The organism is Streptomyces sp. NPDC002537 (assembly GCF_053594975.1).
This window is the reverse complement of record NZ_JBSFWT010000033.1, coordinates 1-13,184: the sequence shown is the minus strand read 5'-3', so window position 1 is coordinate 13,184 and position 13,184 is coordinate 1. Positions and strand designations below refer to the sequence as shown.

The window sequence follows — 13,184 nt, the reverse complement described above, 5'->3', positions numbered from 1 at the left end:
CGGCAGACTGTACGAGCGTCACATCAGTGGACGTTCTCGGGCACCCGCTGTGGGCCGTTCCGGTGCGGCCGGGGCCGCGTTCCCGTCAGAGCGGTGCTCCGGCGAAGGACCGTCCCGCCCGCTCGACGTCGTAGACCCCCGGTACGCGCCGCATGGCCCGGATGAGCTCCGGCAGTTGGGCGGCGTCGGCCAGCTGAAGCGTGTAGGTGTGCCGCACGCGCTGCTCGTGCGGCGGCTCGACGGCGGCGGAGATGACCGCCGCTCCCTCCCGTGCGATGGCCTCCGTCAGATCGGCCAGGAGATGCGGCCTGCTGAACGATTCGGCGAGGAGAGTGACCCGGTAGTCGAAGGCGCCCGCGCCATCGGGGCTGCTCCAGCGCACCTCCACCGGCTCACGCCCCGAGGTGACCATCCGTCCCACCGCCGGACAGTGCGCGCGGTGCACGGTCACCGCACCGCCCCGTACGGCGAAGCCGGTGACCTCGTCCGGCGGCACGGGCGTACAGCACCCGGCGAGCCGCACGCTCGTGGCCGCCAGGTCGGTGCCGTCGGCGGTCACCACGACCGGCCAGCGGGCGGCCGGGGCGGTGGAACGGGGCGGCGGACAGGGGCGGTCCGGCATCAGGGGCGCGGGCGCGGCGACGGGGTCCGCCGCGGGGTGGGTGGCGAGCCAGCGCTCGATGGCGATGCGCGCGGCGGGCGTCCGGGCGTGCTCCAGCCAGTCGGGGGACGGACCGGAGGCGGTGTCGCGCGACATCAGCAGCTGGAGGGTGTCCCCGTCGCGCAGGATCGTGCTGAGTGTCGCCAGCCGGCCGTTGACCCGTGCCCCGATGCAGCTGTGCGCGCCGTCCCCGTGCTGCGCGTACGCGGCATCGACACAGCTCGATCCCGCAGGAAGGCCGATCGTGCCCCCGTCGGCGCGGAAGACGGTGATTTCACGGTCCTGCGCGAGGTCGTCGCGGAGGGAGGTCCAGAAGGTGTCGGGGTCGGGCGTGGCCTGCTGCCACTCCAGGAGCCTGGACAGCCAGCCGGGCCGGGTGGGGTCGACCCGCTCCCCGTCGGCCGCGTCGGGCGTCTCCGGGGCCGCGTACGGGTTCCCCAGGGCGACCACGCCGGCCTCGGCGACGTGGTGCATCTGGTGGGTGCGGATGAGGACCTGCGCCGCCTCCCCGCCGGGCCCCGCCACCGCGGTGTGCAGCGACTGGTAGAGGTTGAACTTCGGCACCGCGATGAAGTCCTTGAACTCCGAGACGAACGGCGTGAAGCACGTATGGAGCTCGCCGAGTACCGCGTAGCAGTCCGCGTCCTCCGCGACGAGGACGAGGAGTCTCCCGAGATCCGAACCGGTGACCCTGCCGTGCTTGATCCGCACCCGGTGGACGGACACGAAGTGCCGGGCGCGGACCAGGACTTCGGCGGCGATGCCCGCCTCGCGCAGCACGGCCCGCACCCGATCGGCCGTCGCCACCAGCGGATCGGGGCGGTCCGCGTGGGCGAGGACGAGGTCGCGGGTGCGGGCGTACTCCTCGGGGTGGAGGATCGCGAAGACCAGGTCCTCCAGCTCGGTCTTGAGCGCCTGGACCCCCAGCCGCTCCGCGAGCGGGATCAGCACGTCGCGGGTGACCTTGGCGATCCGGGCCTGCTTCTCGGGGCGCATCACGCCGAGCGTGCGCATGTTGTGCAGCCGGTCGGCGAGCTTGATGGACATCACGCGGACGTCGTTGCCGGTGGCCACCAGCATCTTGCGGAACGTCTCGGGCTCGGCGGCGGCGCCGTAGTCGACCTTCTCCAGCTTGGTGACGCCGTCGACGAGGAAGCGGACCTCCTCGCCGAACTGTCCGCACACCTGATCCAGCGTCACCTCGGTGTCCTCGACCGTGTCGTGGAGGAGGGACGCGGTCAAGGTGGTGGTCTCGGCGCCCAGTTCGGCGAGGATCAGGGTCACGGCGAGCGGGTGGGTGATGTACGGCTCGCCGCTCTTGCGCGTCTGACCGCGGTGCGAGGACTCGGCGAGGAGATAGGCCCGGCACAGGATGTCGAGGTCCGCGCCGGGGTGGTGGGCGCGGTGGACCTTGGCGACGTGGTCGATGGCGTCCGGGAGGCGGCGGGATCCGGAGCCGCTGAGCGCCGCGCGCCCCAGCCGCCTCAGATCGATGCGGGCGAGGCCGCGCCTGCGGCCAAGACCACCTTCGTTGGCGGTCTCTGCGCTCATGGGCACCTCCGGCAGCGTCCACCGGTGGCCGGCCATCGCCTCCTGACCCCGGTGCTTGATGTTACCGAGCCCATCACGCGCCGCTCACCCGCTCTCGCCCAGAGTGAAACGGATCACCCATTCGAGCGAGCCACGCAGCCAGGAGTTCGGCGGCGGCGCGGAGTCGCGGTAGGGGGTGCGGTCAGCCGAGCGCCGAGGTCAGCCAGGCCGCGTCGAACACGCCTTCCGCGACGATCACCGCGGGGCCGGTCATCTCGATCGAGCCGTCCGGGGCCTCGCCGATCACCAGTCGGCCGCCGGGGAGGTCCACGGTGTAGCTGACCGGGACTCCGGTGACCGCCGGGTCGACGCCGTCCCTGCGGGCCGTCGCGACCATCACCGCGCACGCGCCCGTACCGCAGGAGCGGGTCTCGCCGGAGCCGCGTTCGTGCACCCTCATGACGACGTGGCGCGGGCCCCGGTCGACGACGAACTCGACGTTGGTGCCGTCGGGGTACGCGGCGGCGGGCGCGACCACGGGCGCGGTGAACAGGTTCCCGGCGTCCGCGAGGTCGTCGGTGAACAGGACGGCGTGCGGATTGCCCATGTTGACGTTGCGGGCGGGCCAGCTGCGGTCGCCGACCGTGACGGTCACGTCCCCTTCGGGCAGCGCGGCCTTGCCCATGGAGACGGTGATGTCGCCGCCCGCGCTCTCCTTGGCGATGTGGACGTGGCGGATCCCGGCGCGGGTCGCCACCGCGAGGTCGCCCTCCGCGGCCAGGCCGGCGTGCCGGAGGTAGCGGGCGAAGACGCGGACGCCGTTGCCGCACATCTCGGCGATGCTGCCGTCGCTGTTGCGGTAGTCCATGAACCACTCGGCCTCGTCGGCCATGGCACGCGCCTCGGGGTGGGCGGCGGACCGCACGACCCGCAGGACGCCGTCCCCGCCGATGCCCGCGCGGCGGTCGCACAGCAGGGCGACCGCGGCCGGGGACAGCTCGAGCCGCCCGTCGTGGTCGGGGACGATCACGAAGTCGTTCTCGGTGCCGTGGCCCTTGAGGAAGGCGATCTGTGCTGTGCTCACGATTCGATGGTACGGGGACCCCCTGCGGAGGCTCCTCCCGGACCGGATCTAGCGCAGGCGGGCCACGCGCCAGACGGCCAGCACGACCGCCACCGCGACGACGGCCACGTACAGGGCGACGAACCGCCAGTCCGGCCGGCTGCCGGAGCCGCGCGGGGGCAGGCCCGGCCAGGTGTAGCCGACGCGGCGGGCCGCCATCACGGCCCAGCCGGCGGCGCAGCAGCTGATGAGCAGGCCGAGCATGGCCACGACCGGCCCGCCGTCGCCGAACTCGAAGGCGAGGGGGAAGGCGAACATCAGCGAACCGGTGGCGGCGAGCACGACGATGGGCGCGAGCTGCCAGGCCCGCAGCCTGCGCTGGGGGCGCAGCTCCCGGAACGACGCGGACACGGCGGTGCCGGACACCGCCCCGTCGGTCTCCTCGGTGTCCTCGGGACCGTCCGGAGTCAGCACTTCCGGTTCGCCCTGTGGCTGCTGCTGCGGTCTGTCACGAGGGCCGGCCTCCATCGCCACGCGCCCTCCCCACTCGGACTTCACCGCTCGATCGACCGCTTGATGATGGCACGCCCGGCCAGGCCCGAAGGCCGCGCATAGCGTCCCGATGCCATCACGTGATCAGGCTGTGACCGCCCGTTCGACCAACGTCAGCGCTTGCCCGCGGAGTTCTGCCCTCCGGTCCGCGGCGCCGCTCAGCCAGTGGACCCGGCCGTCCCGGCGGAACCACGAGTCCTGACGCCGCGCGAAGCGCTTCGTGGCCCGTACGGTCTCGGTGCGCGCCTCCTCCTCGGTGCACTCCCCGGCGAGGAAGGCGAGCACCTGCTGGTAGCCGAGCGCACGCGAGGCGGTGCGCCCCTCGCGCAGGCCCTCGCGCTCCAGCGCGCGCACCTCGTCGACGAGCCCGGCCTCCCACATGCGGTCGACACGGACGGTGATCCGCTCGTCCAGTTCCGGCCGTTCGACGTCGACACCGATCTGCAGCGCGTCGTACACGGGCTCTTCACCGGGCAGGTTGGCGGTGAACGGCTTGCCGGTGATCTCGATGACCTCCAGGGCGCGCACGATGCGGCGGCCGTTGCCGGGCAGGATCGCGCCGGCCGCCGCCGGGTCGGCGGCGGCGAGCCGCGCGTGCAGCGTGCCGGGTCCGCACTCCGCCAGTTCGGCCTCCAGGCGGGCGCGTACGGCCGGGTCGGTGCCGGGGAAGTCGAGGGCGTCGATCGTGCCCTTGATGTAGAGCCCGGAGCCGCCCACGAGCACCGGGGTGCGGCCTTCGGCGAGCAGCCGGTCGATCTCGGCGCGGGCCAGCCGCTGGTACTCGGCGACGCTGGCGGCCTCGGTGACGTCCCAGATGTCGAGCAGGTGGTGCGGTACGCCCTGCCGCTCCTTCGGCGTCAGTTTGGCGGTGCCGATGTCCATGCCCCGGTACAGCTGCATGGAGTCGGCGTTGACCACCTCACCGCCCAAGTGCTGGGCGAGGGCGACGCCGAGATCGGACTTGCCTGCCGCCGTGGGGCCGACGACGGCGATGACCCGCGGGGCGGGACGTACGTTTTTCACCGGGTTTTTCACCGCATCAGTCTCGCAAACCTTTGGCGCGCCCCTCGAACGAGCGACGTGACGCGGCGCTGTCGGTTTCGTTGCCTGTTGCGAGGTTCCGAGAGCCGGTTCACGGGCCGGTGTCCGGAAGCGGCGCAATGGAACGCTCCGGACGACGCGGGATTTCGCTCACACCAGTAAGGTAATGGAGTAGATATGGGCGTGTTTTCAAGGTTCCGCCGCAAGAAGGCCGAGGCGTCAACCGAAGAGGCGGCAACAGCCACTCTGACGGTGGAACCGGCCGACGAGGCGGGGACCACCGAGACCGCCGAGGCCGAGCCGGAGAAGTCCGGCGAGGCCAAGGCGGAGGCCGCACCGGCCGAGGGAGTCGAGATTCCCAAGCAGCAGTCCGCGGAGAAGGCCGCGGACAGCGAGGCCGGTGAGGGCGCCCGTAAGTAGCTTCCGACCAGGAAAGACGAGGGAAGGCGCCATGGGCCTGTTGGACGATCTGAAGGCCAAGCTCGCACCGGCGAAGGACAAGATCGGCGCCCTCGCGCAGCAGCACGGGGACAAGATCGAGCAGGGGCTGGAGAAGGCCGCCAAGGTGGTCGACGAGAAGACCAAGGGCAAGTACAGCAGCCAGATCGAGACGGGCACCGGCAAGGCCAAGGAAGCCATCGACCGCCTTGCCGAGAAGGACGGCAAGGGCGGCGACCAGGGCCCTTCGGCCTCCTGACACCTCGTCGGCGACGGGCCGCGGAGCATTGGCTCCGCGGCCCGTCGCCGTCTTCACGTGGCCGCGGCTCCGTGCGCCGCTCTCCCGGACGTTCTCACGCCCGGACGCCCAGGGGTCGGGGACGGCGGCCGCAGGCCGTCAGAATCCATCCTGAGGCTCTTCGGGGCCGGTCATGCCCGTTAGGACCAGGTCGCGACGAAGTACCCCACGCCGTAGGGCGCCTCGTCGTGGAGCAGCGCGCCCTTCAGCCCGGCGTCCTCCGCCGCGCCCGCGAGCATCTGCCAGGGTGCGCGGCCCGCGGCCTGCAGCTCCCGGGCCAGCAGTCCGTCGAGCGCGGCCAGTGCGTCGGTGTCCGCGGCTCCCAGCGCCCGCGCCGCCTCGGCGTCGAAGCCCTCGGCCCTGTCGTCGAGGTAGCCGGGCGCCTTGACGGTCCGGCAGGCGCTGCCGTCGCCCATGACGAGAAGTGCGACCCTGTCGCCTCGGGTGGCCAGTTCACGGCCGGTGTCGAGGCAGCGCGCGGTGTCCAGCTGGGCGTCGACGCCCAGCCCCTCGACGGGCGCGGCGGCCCATCCCGTACGTCCCAGCAGCCAGGCGGCCACGGCAAGGGACTGCGGCAGTTCCCGCTCCCCGGCGGGCTCGCCGTCGCCGAGCCGTACGTCGACGGCCACTCCGAGGTCCCGGAACGATCCGGCCGTGCCCTGGAGGTGGGTTCCCTGCCCGGCCGGTCCGGCCGGCCCGAGGACCACGAGCCGGTCGGGCCGCGCGGCGGCCAGCACCGCGACGGCATCGAGACAGGCCGCCCGCAGTCCGTCGAGCTCGGGCGCGGCCCCGGAGGCGACCTCGGGGACCAGCAGGGGCGGACAGGGGCACACGGCAGCGGCGACGAGCATGAGCCGCACCCTAACAAGCCCCCCGTGGCGTCAGGGGAGGTCGTCGCGGCCCAGCCAGGACGGCGTGACCGGAACGCCGTCGGCGTCGTACCGCGGGGCGGCCGGCACGGCGTCCCGCGGTACGGGGTCCGCGGGCTTCGCTGCCTCAGCCGGGGGCGCGGCGCTGTCGTGCAGCAGCTCCCCCACGGTGAAGCGGGTGAGACGGCCGTCCCAGGCCCCGTCCACGATCAGGTCGAACCCGTCCGTGGTGCGGAACAGCCGCAGGCGCCGCTGATTCAGCGGGTGCTGGGGCGTGAAGCGCCGGGCGCGCGCCTCCGGCTCCCGCAACGCGTCGTCGCGGGAGCCCTCCACGTGCGCCATGTCCGTGCCCGAGGTGTGTTTGCGATCCCCGGTGCCCACGGTCGTCTCGACGATCAGCCCCCAGGTCGCCATGCCGCCCCCTCCGGTCCGGCCGTCAGTCGCAGCCGCAGCCCGCGGCCGCCGGGGCCGGAGTCGGGGCGGGGGCCCCGATCGCCGGGATGCCCAGCATCACGCCGGCCGGCTTCTCGGCGGGCGCCGCGTTGCGCTTCTCCCAGGCGTCGCCGGCCCGGGTCCGGCGCACCGCGAGGGCCGGACCCTCGGCGAGCAGGTGGTGCGGGGCAGCGTAGGTGATCTCGACGGTCACCACATCGCCGGGCCGGACCGGCTCGTCCGGCCTGGTGAAGTGCACCAGGCGGTTGTCGGGGGCACGGCCGGAGAGGCGGCGGGTCGCGTCGTCCTTGCGGCCCTCGCCCTCGGCCACCAGGACCTCCAGCGTCCGGCCGACCTGCTTCTTGTTCTCGTCCCAGGAAATCTCCTCCTGGAGGGCGACCAGGCGCTCGTAGCGCGCCTGCACGACCTCCTTGGGGATCTGTCCCTCCATCTCGGCGGCCGGGGTGCCGGGGCGCTTGGAGTACTGGAACGTGAAGGCGTTCGCGAAGCGGGCCTCGCGCACGGTGTGCATGGTCTGCTCGAAGTCCTCCTCGGTCTCGCCGGGGAAGCCCACGATGATGTCGGTGGAGATGGCGGCGTCCGGCATGGCGGCGCGCACCTTCTCGATGATCCCGAGGAAGCGCTCCTGGCGGTACGAGCGGCGCATCGCCTTGAGGACGGTGTCCGAGCCGGACTGGAGCGGCATGTGCAGCTGCGGCATCACGTTCGGCGTCTCCGCCATGGCGGCGATCACGTCGTCGGTGAAGTCACGGGGGTGCGGGGAGGTGAAGCGGACGCGCTCCAGGCCCTCGATCTTCCCGCAGGCGCGCAGCAGCTTGGAGAACGCCTCGCGGTCGCCCATGTCGGAGCCGTAGGCGTTGACGTTCTGCCCGAGGAGGGTGATCTCGGAGACGCCCTCGGCGACGAGCGCCTCCACCTCGGCGAGGATGTCGCCGGGGCGGCGGTCCTTCTCCTTGCCGCGCAGCGCCGGGACGATGCAGAAAGTGCAGGTGTTGTTGCAGCCGACGGAGATGGAGACCCAGGCCGCGTAGGCGCTCTCGCGCCGCGTCGGCAGCGTCGAGGGGAACGCCTCCAGCGACTCGGCGATCTCGACCTGTGCCTCTTCCTGGATGCGGGCGCGCTCCAGCAGCACCGGGAGTTTGCCGATGTTGTGCGTGCCGAAGACGACGTCGACCCAGGGCGCCCGCTTGACGATCGTGTCGCGGTCCTTCTGGGCGAGGCAGCCGCCGACGGCGATCTGCATGCCCGGCCGCTTCGTCTTCATCGGGGCCAGCCGCCCGAGGTTGCCGTACAGCTTGTTGTCGGCGTTCTCCCGCACGGCGCAGGTGTTGAAGACGACGACGTCCGCGTCGCCCTCCGGGTTGCCCTCGGGGGCGCGCACGTAGCCCGCGTCCTCCAGCAGACCGGAGAGCCGCTCGGAATCGTGGACGTTCATCTGGCACCCGTAGGTGCGCACCTCGTACGTTCCCTTAACGTCCACTACCTGACTCCGGTCGCTGCTGCTGGTCATCCCTCAAGAGTAAGGGCGCACCGGGAGAGCTCCCGCACCGTCCCCGGCTGCCGCTCCGGGACGCGGTGCGGGCCTCCCCGTGCCGATGCCGGTCCCCCGTCTTCGTCCGCTCCTCTGCCGCGACCCGGCCGGGCCTGGCAGGATCCGCCCATGACCCCCCGGCTCCCGCGCCCCGGCCGCCGCCGTGCCGTACAAGCGGGCGTGGCGGCCGCCGCCGTGCTCGCCCTGCTGGCGTGGTGGCTGGTGTCCCTGCACGGCCCGACGTCGCCGAGCGGACGGATGTCGTTCGCGACCGGAGTGCCGACGGGTGTGTACGCGAAGTACGGCGATCTCCTGAAGGAGGATCTCGGGCGGGACATGCCTTCCCTGGAGGTGCGGCTCAGGCGCAGCCAGGGGTCGCTGGACAACCTCAAACAGCTCACGTCGGGCGAGGCCGACTTCACCCTGGCCACGGCCGATGCCGTCGCCACCTACCGCGACCGGAGGGAGCCCGGTTCGGCGGGGCTGCGGGCCTGTGCGCGTCTCTACGACGACTACATCCAGCTGGTGGTCGAAAAGGACTCACGGGTGCGGTCGGCGCGCGACCTGAAGGGGATGCGGGTCGGGGTCGGCACGGACGAGTCCGGCGTGCAGCTGATCACCAGGCGGCTGCTGAAGGCCGCCGGGCTGGACTTCGACAAGGACATCCGGCCCGTCCGCGTCGGGATCGACCGGATGCCCGCGCTGCTGGAGCAGGGCAGGATCGACGCGTTCTTCTGGTCGGGCGGGCTGCCCACCAACGCCGTGACGAGCCTGGGCCGCCGGTTGTCGATCAGGCTCGTGCAGCTGGGCGACCTCATAGGGCCACTGCACGCGCTCGGTCCGGAGACGCGCTACTACAGGGCGGCCGTGATGCCGGTGGACGCCTATCCGGAGCTGCACACCGGCCAGGCGGTACAGACGATCGCGGTCGCGAATCTCCTGATCACCATGGATCACGCGGACCCCGAGCTGGCGGAGAGCGTCACGCGCTCGGTGATGAACAGCCGCGACCGCATAGGGCAGAAGGTTCACGCCGCGCAGAAAGTGGACCTCCGTACGGCCATTTTCACCGACCCGCTGGATCTCCACACGGGCGCACGGCGCTACTACCTGTCGGTGAAGCCGTAGCGGCACGCACCGTTCGCCATGGCGAAGAGCTACCGGGCGGGGTCCGGTCGGCCGCTCAGCTTCCGCGTGGGGCCGCCGCGGGGTCGGCCCCACGGTCGCGCGGCACCCGGATCACCGCCCGCAGGCCGTTCGGGGTGTTCTGGGCGTACGAGAGCGTGGCGCCGCCCGCCGCGAGGAGGGCGCGGGAGATGGACAGCCCGAGGCCGGAGCCGGCGACGTTCTGGTGACGGCTGCTGCGCCAGAAGCGGTCACCGATTCGGGTGAGTTCCTCCTCGGTCAGGCCGGGGCCCCGGTCGGCGACGGTGATGCCCACCGTGTCGCCGTCGACCGAGACGCTGACGCGCACGTCGGCGCCTCCGGGGGTGAACTTGAGGGCGTTGTCCACCACGGCGTCGAGCGCGCTGGAGAGCGCCACCGGATCCGCCCAGCCGGTCGTGGCGGCCGGCCCGCTGTAGGTGAGGGCGACCCGCTCCCGGTCAGCCATCGGGGACCAGGCGCCCACCCGGTCGGTGACGATCTCGGCGATGTCGGTCAGCTGGAGGTCCGCGGAGGCGTGCTCGGCGAGCGCCAGGTCCAGCAGGTCGTCGAGGACCCTGGCCAGCCGTTTGCCCTCCGCCCGGACCTTGGCGACCTCCCCGTGTCCGTCGGGCAGGTCCAGGGCGAGCAGGTCGATGCGCAGCAGCAGCGCGGCGAGCGGGTTGCGCAGTTGGTGCGAGGCGTCGGCGACGAAGGCGCGCTGCTGTTCCAGGACCTCCTCCACGTGGTCGGCCATCTCGTTGAACGACCGGGCCAGCCGCCGGAGTTCGGGCGGCCCGCTGTCCACGGCGACACGGGAGTTCATCCGGCCCGTGGCTATCCCGTGGGTGGCGGTGTCGAGGGTCCGCACGGGCCTCAGCACCCATCCGGTCAGCCGGAAGGCGGCCGCCACCGCGAGCAGCATGGCCGCGGTCTCCCCCGCCGCGAGGAGCAGCCAGGAGTGCAGGATCCGGGACCGCAGTCGCCCGGTGGGCGAGTCGGTGACGACGACCGCGACGACGTCGCCGTCCCGGATGACGGGTGAGGCGACGGTCAGCCTGCGGTTGTCGAAGGGCCACACCTGTCCGGGGTCGTGGCTGCGCCGCCCGGCCAGGGCCTCCTGGAAGGCCCTCCGGCCCTCGCCCTCCGCGGGGACGGACCAGTGGGCGGGGGCGACGGCCATGGCCCGGCCGTCGCGGTAGAAGATGCCGACCCGGATGTCGTACACGTCCTCGTAGCGGGCGAGTTCGGAACTGAGGGTGGCGAGCCGCTCGTCGCTCCCGGCACCCGGGTCGAACGGCCGGGCGGTGACGTACTGGGCGAGCGAGGCGAAGCGCGCGGTGTCGTCGATCCGGTCGACGACCAGTCGCTGCTGCTGGGCGGCGGCGATGCTCGCGGCGAGCGGGAAGCCCAGGGCGAGCAGCACCCCGGCCAGCAGGAGGATGAGCAGCGGGAGGAGTCGGGTGCGCACGGGCTCGTACGGCCGTCAGGCTGCCGGGACGACGATTTTGTAGCCGACCCCGCGGACCGTCTCGATGAGGGCGGGCATGCCCAGCTTGGAGCGGAGCGAGGCGATGTGCACTTCCAGGGTGCGCCCGGTCCCCTCCCAACTGGTGCGCCACACCTCGCTGATGATCTGTTCCCTGCGGAAGACGACACCGGGCCGCTGGGCGAGCAGCGCCAGCAGGTCGAACTCCTTGCGGGTGAGCGGGACGGGTGTGCCGCCCACGGAGACCTCCCGGTTGGGGAGTTCGACGGTCAGGGCGCCCAGGCGCAGCGCGTGCGGGCCGTCGAAGTCGCGGGTGTCGTCGCCACCGCCGTCGGGCGGGATGCGCCGGGCGACGGCGTGGATGCGGGCGAGGAGTTCACCGGTGTCGTACGGCTTCACCACATAGTCGTCCGCGCCGAGGTTGAGGCCGTGGATCTTCGAGCGGGTGTCGGCGCGGGCGGTGACCATGATGACGGGGATGGCGGTGCGCTTGCGGATCCTGCCGCAGACCTCGAAGCCGTCCTGGTCGGGCAGTCCGAGGTCGAGCAGGACGACGGCGAACGCGGCTCCCGGGTCGGGCAGCAGCGCCCGGAGGGCCTCTTCGCCGCTGCGGGCGTGGGTGACGTCGAACCCGTGCCGGGCCAGCACCGCGGACAGGGCGGCGGCGACGTGGTCGTCGTCCTCCACGAGCAGCAGTCTCAATCCGCGCCCTCCGTCCGGCCGTGGTGTGGCAACACCGCATCCACGCTGATGGACGCCCGCCCCGTCAAGAGGGTTGCGGGGGTGCGGGGGCTTCCGTTACCCACCCGGTACGCCCGCGCTACCCATGTGCGCTCCACGCGCCCCCTTCACGCGGAGTGTCCCTTTGCCGCCGGATCGTTATGCTCAATTTCAGCTCAGATGTAATGACGCTGGTAGTTCCCGCTGATTAGGGTCCTCCCCAACCGAGGAGGATGGAGCGAGGAACGCCGATGAGCGAAATATCGGTGCCTGACGCCGCGGCGGCCGCTGCGGCTCCCCCGGACGCACTTGTCGTCCTGAACAGCGTCAACAAGCACTTCGGCGCCCTGCATGTCCTCCAGGACATCGATCTGACCATCGCGCGCGGCGAAGTCGTCGTCGTCATCGGCCCGTCGGGGTCCGGTAAGTCGACGCTGTGCCGCACGATCAACCGGCTGGAGACGACGGATTCCGGCTCGATCACCATCGACGGCAAGCCGCTGCCGCAGGAGGGCAAGGAGCTGGCGCGCCTGCGTGCCGATGTGGGCATGGTCTTCCAGTCCTTCAACCTCTTCGCCCACAAGACGGTGCTGGAAAATGTGACGCTGGGTCAGATCAAGGTCCGGAAGACGGACCGCAGGACCGCGGAGAAAAAAGCCCGCGATCTGCTCGACCGCGTGGGGGTCGGCGCCCAGACGGACAAGTACCCCGCCCAGCTCTCCGGCGGCCAGCAGCAGCGGGTGGCGATCGCCCGCGCCCTGGCCATGGAGCCGAAGCTGATGCTCTTCGACGAGCCGACGTCGGCGCTCGACCCGGAGATGATCAATGAGGTGCTGGAGGTGATGCAGCAGCTCGCGCGGGACGGCATGACCATGGTCGTCGTCACCCACGAGATGGGCTTCGCCCGCTCGGCCGCCAACCGCGTGGTCTTCATGGCGGACGGCCGGATCGTCGAGGAAGCGCGGCCGGAGCAGTTCTTCAGCAACCCGCGCAGCGACCGGGCGAAGGACTTCCTGTCGAAGATCCTGCACCACTGACCCACCGCCGACCGCTCTCCGGCCGGCCCGTTCACCGGCTGCCCGCCGCCCGTGCCCGCCGTACGCCGCGGCATGGCCGCCTCGGCCATGCCGGCAACACCCGCAGACGCAAAGGATGTTCACCATGAAGCTCCGCAAGACCGCCGCAGCGGCCGTCGTGGTAGTGGCGCTCGCCGCGTCCGCCTGCGGCAAGTCGGGCAGCCCCGACGACAAGAGCGACAAGGCGGGCGACGGCTCGTCGGCGCCGTCGGTACCGGCCTACAAGGTGAACACCGCCGCCGACGTCAAGGGCTCGCCCGTCTTCGAGAAGATCAAGGGCAAGAAGATCACGATCGGCACCAAGGCCGATCAGCCCGGCC

General features: G+C 72.0%; 13 protein-coding genes and 1 pseudogene. 5 read left to right on the top strand and 9 right to left on the bottom strand.

Going from position 1 to position 13,184, the window contains the following annotated elements; translation table 11 throughout:
* Window positions 1-85 precede the first annotated feature (85 nt).
* The 4 genes from ACWD4A_RS17060 to miaA all read right to left on the bottom strand — a co-directional run bounded on the left by ACWD4A_RS17060 (window position 86) and on the right by miaA (window position 4,829).
* Window positions 86-2,212 carry a RelA/SpoT family protein gene (locus tag ACWD4A_RS17060; RefSeq protein WP_451194587.1) on the bottom strand — a complete coding sequence of 709 codons (2,127 nt, stop codon included), beginning with the start codon at window positions 2,210-2,212 and terminating at the stop codon, window positions 86-88.
* Between the two features lie 181 nt (window positions 2,213-2,393).
* On the bottom strand, window positions 2,394-3,275 hold the full coding sequence (dapF, locus tag ACWD4A_RS17055; RefSeq protein WP_451194585.1) for a diaminopimelate epimerase: 882 nt from the start codon (window positions 3,273-3,275) through the stop codon (window positions 2,394-2,396).
* A gap of 48 nt (window positions 3,276-3,323) precedes the next feature.
* A complete protein-coding gene (locus ACWD4A_RS17050; RefSeq protein WP_451194658.1) occupies window positions 3,324-3,782 on the bottom strand; it encodes a hypothetical protein in 459 nt (152 codons plus the stop codon).
* A gap of 108 nt (window positions 3,783-3,890) precedes the next feature.
* Window positions 3,891-4,829: a tRNA (adenosine(37)-N6)-dimethylallyltransferase MiaA gene (gene miaA / locus ACWD4A_RS17045; RefSeq protein WP_451194584.1), complete on the bottom strand. Its 939-nt coding sequence runs from the start codon at window positions 4,827-4,829 to the stop codon at window positions 3,891-3,893.
* Window positions 4,830-5,024: 195 nt separating this feature from the next.
* On the opposite strand from miaA, the gene ACWD4A_RS17040 reads away from it, so the two are divergent.
* Window positions 5,025-5,267 (top strand): hypothetical protein, encoded by a 243-nt coding sequence (locus tag ACWD4A_RS17040; RefSeq protein ID WP_451194583.1) that lies wholly within the window; start codon window positions 5,025-5,027, stop codon window positions 5,265-5,267.
* A gap of 31 nt (window positions 5,268-5,298) precedes the next feature.
* Complete coding sequence (locus ACWD4A_RS17035; RefSeq protein ID WP_451194581.1) at window positions 5,299-5,544, top strand: antitoxin; 246 nt, start codon at window positions 5,299-5,301, stop codon at window positions 5,542-5,544.
* A gap of 179 nt (window positions 5,545-5,723) precedes the next feature.
* Here the strand turns inward: ACWD4A_RS17035 and ACWD4A_RS17030 are convergent, their stop codons facing one another.
* Genes ACWD4A_RS17030 through miaB form a run of 3 tightly spaced genes read right to left on the bottom strand, consistent with a single transcriptional unit; the run spans window position 5,724 to window position 8,415 of the window.
* Window positions 5,724-6,434, bottom strand: a complete 711-nt coding sequence (locus tag ACWD4A_RS17030; RefSeq protein ID WP_451194580.1) for a class III extradiol dioxygenase subunit B-like domain-containing protein — start codon at window positions 6,432-6,434, stop codon at window positions 5,724-5,726.
* Window positions 6,435-6,464: 30 nt separating this feature from the next.
* A complete protein-coding gene (locus ACWD4A_RS17025; RefSeq protein WP_451194578.1) occupies window positions 6,465-6,866 on the bottom strand; it encodes a hypothetical protein in 402 nt (133 codons plus the stop codon).
* 22 nt (window positions 6,867-6,888) lie between these two features.
* Window positions 6,889-8,415 carry a tRNA (N6-isopentenyl adenosine(37)-C2)-methylthiotransferase MiaB gene (gene miaB, locus ACWD4A_RS17020; protein WP_451194576.1) on the bottom strand — a complete coding sequence of 509 codons (1,527 nt, stop codon included), beginning with the start codon at window positions 8,413-8,415 and terminating at the stop codon, window positions 6,889-6,891.
* Window positions 8,416-8,565: 150 nt separating this feature from the next.
* On the opposite strand from miaB, the gene ACWD4A_RS17015 reads away from it, so the two are divergent.
* Complete coding sequence (locus ACWD4A_RS17015; protein ID WP_451194574.1) at window positions 8,566-9,564, top strand: TAXI family TRAP transporter solute-binding subunit; 999 nt, start codon at window positions 8,566-8,568, stop codon at window positions 9,562-9,564.
* Window positions 9,565-9,619: 55 nt separating this feature from the next.
* On the opposite strand, the gene ACWD4A_RS17010 is transcribed toward ACWD4A_RS17015, so the two are convergent.
* The gene (locus ACWD4A_RS17010) at window positions 9,620-11,050 is read right to left on the bottom strand and encodes a HAMP domain-containing sensor histidine kinase (protein ID WP_451194573.1); all 1,431 of its coding nucleotides are present in this window, start codon (window positions 11,048-11,050) and stop codon (window positions 9,620-9,622) included.
* Window positions 11,051-11,065: 15 nt separating this feature from the next.
* Complete coding sequence (locus ACWD4A_RS17005) at window positions 11,066-11,770, bottom strand: response regulator transcription factor (protein ID WP_451194571.1); 705 nt, start codon at window positions 11,768-11,770, stop codon at window positions 11,066-11,068.
* Window positions 11,771-12,039: 269 nt separating this feature from the next.
* Here ACWD4A_RS17005 and ACWD4A_RS17000 point away from each other — a divergent pair, with 269 nt between their 5' ends.
* Window positions 12,040-12,825, top strand: a complete 786-nt coding sequence (locus ACWD4A_RS17000) for an amino acid ABC transporter ATP-binding protein (RefSeq protein ID WP_451194569.1) — start codon at window positions 12,040-12,042, stop codon at window positions 12,823-12,825.
* Window positions 12,826-12,949: 124 nt separating this feature from the next.
* Window positions 12,950-13,184 (top strand): annotated as a pseudogene (locus ACWD4A_RS16995) (ABC transporter substrate-binding protein); the annotation flags it as partial.

Bases quoted from the DNA above. Each gene is read 5' to 3' on its own strand.
- ACWD4A_RS17060 (WP_451194587.1), bottom strand. From the start codon at position 2,212: ATGAGCGCAGAGACCGCCAACGAAGGTGGTCTTGGCCGCAGGCGCGGC.
- ACWD4A_RS17050 (WP_451194658.1), bottom strand. From the start codon at position 3,782: ATGGAGGCCGGCCCTCGTGACAGACCGCAGCAGCAGCCACAGGGCGAA.
- ACWD4A_RS17040 (WP_451194583.1), top strand. From the start codon at position 5,025: ATGGGCGTGTTTTCAAGGTTCCGCCGCAAGAAGGCCGAGGCGTCAACC.
- ACWD4A_RS17035 (WP_451194581.1), top strand. From the start codon at position 5,299: ATGGGCCTGTTGGACGATCTGAAGGCCAAGCTCGCACCGGCGAAGGAC.
- ACWD4A_RS17030 (WP_451194580.1), bottom strand. From the start codon at position 6,434: ATGCTCGTCGCCGCTGCCGTGTGCCCCTGTCCGCCCCTGCTGGTCCCC.
- ACWD4A_RS17025 (WP_451194578.1), bottom strand. From the start codon at position 6,866: ATGGCGACCTGGGGGCTGATCGTCGAGACGACCGTGGGCACCGGGGAT.
- miaB (WP_451194576.1), bottom strand. From the start codon at position 8,415: ATGACCAGCAGCAGCGACCGGAGTCAGGTAGTGGACGTTAAGGGAACG.
- ACWD4A_RS17015 (WP_451194574.1), top strand. From the start codon at position 8,566: ATGACCCCCCGGCTCCCGCGCCCCGGCCGCCGCCGTGCCGTACAAGCG.
- ACWD4A_RS17000 (WP_451194569.1), top strand. From the start codon at position 12,040: ATGAGCGAAATATCGGTGCCTGACGCCGCGGCGGCCGCTGCGGCTCCC.